This window comes from Actinosynnema sp. NPDC023658, from assembly GCF_040639995.1.
Classification (GTDB): domain Bacteria; phylum Actinomycetota; class Actinomycetes; order Mycobacteriales; family Pseudonocardiaceae; genus Actinosynnema.
Map to the genome: position 1 here is coordinate 1 of NZ_JBFAAX010000894.1, position 2,234 is coordinate 2,234.

Annotated in this window: 3 protein-coding genes; all 3 read left to right on the forward strand. The window is 69.2% G+C overall.

All coding sequences use genetic code 11. The features are described from left to right. A partial coding sequence (locus AB0G02_RS36085; protein ID WP_360803726.1) for a hypothetical protein occupies positions 1-196 on the forward strand: 196 nt, incomplete at its 5' end. Positions 197-320: 124 nt separating this feature from the next. Beyond that, positions 321-1,259, forward strand: a complete 939-nt coding sequence (locus AB0G02_RS36090; RefSeq protein WP_360803729.1) for a TauD/TfdA family dioxygenase — start codon at positions 321-323, stop codon at positions 1,257-1,259. A 233-nt stretch (positions 1,260-1,492) separates the two neighbouring features. Beyond that, positions 1,493-2,234: AMP-binding protein (locus AB0G02_RS36095; RefSeq protein ID WP_360803732.1), on the forward strand; the 742-nt coding region annotated here is incomplete at its 3' end.

Below are 2,234 nucleotides of genomic sequence, written 5' to 3' on the forward strand. Positions count from 1 at the left end.
CCCGCGCGAGGTGACGGCGAACGTGCGCTCCGGCGACTTCGACATGCGGGTGCCGCGCGACGGCGAGCGGTACGCGGTGGTGCTCAGCGTGGAGTCCGGCGTCCGCGTGGTGGACGTCGAGCAGGACGGTTCGGCGCGCAACCGGATCGACGTCCAGTCCCGTTCCGGTGATGTTCGAATTCGCTACGATGAATAGCGGGATAAGGTCAGAGTAGTCTGAGTATAGTGCCGGGTGGCACCGTTGGGCATTGGCCACCGAGGGTACCTCTCGCACGGCCTGGAAAAGACCGAAGAGTCAGTTCCGGGAATGGAGCAGCACAATGAATGCCGGTCTCAACTGGTCACCGACCGAGGTCACCGCGAGCGACTTGGGGACGAGTGCGACGGCGGCCGGTCTGGTCGACTACCTCGACCACGCGGCGGAGTTGGACGACCTGCTCGTCGAGCGGAAGGCGATCGTCTTCCGCGGCTTCGGCCTGACCGAGCACACCATCACCGACGTGATGGACCGCCTGCTGCCGGACCGCCTCGCCTACGTCCACGGCAACTCGCCGCGCACCAAGGTGGGCGCCAACGTCTACACCTCCACCGAGTACCCGCCCGAGTTCACCATCTCCATGCACAACGAGCTGTCCTACGCCCACGCCTGGCCGTCGCGGCTGGTGTTCTGCTGCGTGCTGGCCGACATGACCGGTGGCGCGACGCCGCTGGTCGACGCCGCGCGGTGGCTGGAGTCGCTGGACGACGAGGTGCGCGAGGCGTTCGCGGACGGCGTCCGCTACACCCAGAACCTGCACGGCGGCTACGGCCTGGGCAAGAGCTGGCAGGACACGTTCGAGACCGACGACCCGCAGGTCGTGGACGAGTTCCTGGCCGGCACCGGCGCCGTCTGGCAGTGGCACGACGACGGCGGCCTGCGGGTCAGCCAGCTGCGCCCGTCGACCACCCGGCACCCGGTGACCGGGGTCGAGGTGTGGTTCAACCAGTCCGACCAGTGGCACACCGCGACGCTGGGCGACGAGACCGCCCGCGCCATGGCCGAGGTGCTGCGGGCCGACGAGATGCCGCAGAGCGTCAGCTTCGCCGACCACAGCCCCATCCCGGACGCCTACGTGCTCCAGGTCCGCGACCGCGGGCTCGAGCACGCGGTGGACGTGGACTGGCGGCTGGGCGACGTGCTGCTGTTCGACAACGTCCTGGTGGGCCACGGACGGCGGCCGTTCGACGGCGCCCGGAGGGTGCTGGTCGGCATGTCGTGAAAGATCGACCGCCGGGCGCCCGATGATATCCGGTGATATCCGGCGCTCGGGAAGAATGAAACAAATGTGCGGCCGGGATTCGTTGCCATTTGACACGTCCGGGTTCGGTCAGTACTTTCCTGCGAGAGGTCCGGGTGGGTTGCCGTCCGGTTCCGGGTGGTGATCGAGGGGTAAAAAAGTGCACACCTGGGATGTTCGACGATAAAGTTTTTCATGTCCAGGGGGGACATCGGATGTACTTCGACCGGATCGCTCGGCGATTAACCCGGCAGAGCCCGGCCGACCTGGCCAAGACCGCGGTGATCGGCCGTGCGCAGGCCGGCGACGACGAGGTGTCGCTGTCCTACGGCGAACTGGACCGCGCGGCCCGCGTGGTGGCGGCCTGGTTGTCCGAGCGGTGCGCACCGGGCGAGCGGGTGCTGCTGCTGAGCCCGCTCGGCCCGGAGGTGGTGAAGAACTTCTTCGGTTGCCTGTACGCGGGCGTCGTGCCCGTCGTCGCCCCCGTGCCCGAGGGGCGCGACCACCACCTCGCCCGCGCCACCGGCATCGCGTTCGACGCGGGCGCGACGCTCGTGCTCACCGACGCGTCGAGCCTGTCGGCGGTGCACGAGTGGCTGAGCCAGGACGGCATGGACGACGTCACCTGCGTGGCCACCGACGTGATCGAGCTGGCCGACCCGGACGACTGGGTCGAGCCCGCCCGCGACCCCGACGACCTGGCCGTGCTCTGCTACGGCTCGGCCAGGGTCGAGCTGGTCGGCACGTTGATCTCCTACGCCGCGCTCGGCCACGGCGTGCGGCGGACCAGGGACGCCCTCGGCCTGACCGCCGATGACCGGCTGCTCAGCTGGCTGCCGCCGGACCACTACACCGGCCTGATGAACCTGGTAACCGTGCTGGCGATCGGCGGGACGGCGGTGCTGATGCCGCCGCGCGAGTTCGCCCGCGACCCGCTGGCGTGGCTCGACCTGGTCG

Bases quoted from the DNA above. Each gene is read 5' to 3' on its own strand.
- AB0G02_RS36090 (WP_360803729.1), top strand. From the start codon at position 321: ATGAATGCCGGTCTCAACTGGTCACCGACCGAGGTCACCGCGAGCGAC.